Source organism: Sphingobacteriales bacterium, from assembly GCA_012517435.1.
Lineage (GTDB): Bacteria > Bacteroidota > Bacteroidia > CAILMK01 > JAAYUY01 > JAAYUY01.
The window spans coordinates 1-1,597 of record JAAYUY010000188.1 but is presented as its reverse complement, the minus strand read 5'-3'; the positions used below and the strand labels follow the sequence as shown (position 1 = coordinate 1,597).

2 protein-coding genes are annotated in these 1,597 nt (G+C 37.4%); both read right to left on the bottom strand.

Going from position 1 to position 1,597, the window contains the following annotated elements; genetic code table 11:
* Positions 1-399 (bottom strand): DUF4369 domain-containing protein (locus GX437_10680; GenBank protein NLJ08125.1); only part of this gene is annotated, 399 nt, incomplete at its 3' end.
* Between the two features lie 145 nt (positions 400-544).
* Positions 545-1,384, bottom strand: a complete 840-nt coding sequence (locus GX437_10675) for an SDR family oxidoreductase (GenBank protein ID NLJ08124.1) — start codon at positions 1,382-1,384, stop codon at positions 545-547.
* Positions 1,385-1,597: the final 213 nt, after the last annotated feature.

Below are 1,597 nucleotides of genomic sequence, written 5' to 3'. Positions count from 1 at the left end.
TTTTACGGTACCGCCTCTGAGAAACAGGTGAATATTTCCGTTAGGAAAACGGAGCTGGTAAATAGATGGTTCATTTACTTGAAAATCAAAGCGAAACGTGTTGTTTTCATCAACAACTGCGGAATAAATGGGATAGATATTTCCGATGTCAAGCTCATCCAGAATGACATTGACATTCGCACCACCTTTGACAAAACCAATAATTGTTGCGTTAACCGGATGGTAATTCGGATTCTTTGGCCGGCCTCCTTCATCTGTTTCGATAGGTTTGATTTCTTTTTCGGCCTGACCTGAAGCCTCTTTCTTTTGATCTTCCTTGTCGTTTTCAGATTGATCTCTTTTGCATGAGCTGAATGTCAGCAAAAAGATTATTACTGTTGAAAAATAAAGTATCCTCATCTTGTTTTTAATTAAATGCCTGTTTTTAACTGAATAGCATAATATTTTCCTTACGGTAAATATAGCAAGGCTTATGCTATCTGACGTTGACAAAAAGGATTTATCGAAAAGAAAGATTAAGGTACCGGCTAAAGTTTAGGTTAAATCAAAGATAATCTTTGACATATTCCATGCTGACATCCCAGAGTTTTTTCGCTGTAGCTTTGTCGTAACTGATTTTGCTGCTTTTTTTGATTTTCTTTTTGCTGAAATACTCTCCACTGATGTGTTCCACTTCAGGTGAAGCAGCGAGAAAAACTGTCGTTTCAGCTCCTTTTTCAGGACTTATCAAAAACAGGGAAGAAATCTTTTTCATTCCAGGGCTGAATTTTTCGAAAAGATTGGTATTGACAACACCCGGATGCAGGCAGTTGATAGTAATTCCGCTGTCTTTCAGCCTTTCAGAAAGCTCTTTGGTGAAAAGAATATTGGCCAGTTTTGATTGACCATAAGCCTTCATGGTTCCGAAGTTGTTTTTAGATTCAAGATCAGAAAAGTCGATACCGGAAAAACGGTGAGCTTCGCTGGCAGTAATCACAATACGTGTAGGAGCACTTTTTTTCAGCACATCAAGAAGTAAATTTGTCAGCAGGAAAGGAGCGAGGTGGTTGACACCAAACATTTTTTCGATGCCGTCTTTGGTTTCCGACCGTTTTGTTTCCCAGATACCTGCATTATTGATTAAAACATCAAGATGGTCGTATTTTGATTTGAATTCAATTGCAAAATCCCGCACAGAAGCGAGTGATTCAAAATCCACAAAGAAACCTTCAACAGATTGATTACCACTTTTTTGTTTTATTTCATCCATTACTTTTAATGCTTTTTCTTTATTGCGGTAAGTGATAATGACATGAAATCCTCTGCGGGCGAGTTCTGTTGCGGCTGCTTTTCCGATACCGCTTGTGGCTCCTGTAATCAGGCATGTTTTTGTTTTATTTTCCATATTAATTCATTTTAGTTCACATCTGTCCAAAATAAAAAAAATTTGAAAGGGTTGGCAAAAGTTGCCTGTTTTCAGGCAACTTTTGCAAAAAACAAACAAACCAACCCATGGTAAAAATAACGCTTTTAAGTCAAATCATAAATTTATTTCCATGAGAAGATTTTAAACAACTTGTCGGGGAACATGCGGTTAAGACACCTATGGCTTGATTTT

Bases quoted from the DNA above. Each gene is read 5' to 3' on its own strand.
- GX437_10675 (NLJ08124.1), bottom strand. From the start codon at position 1,384: ATGGAAAATAAAACAAAAACATGCCTGATTACAGGAGCCACAAGCGGT.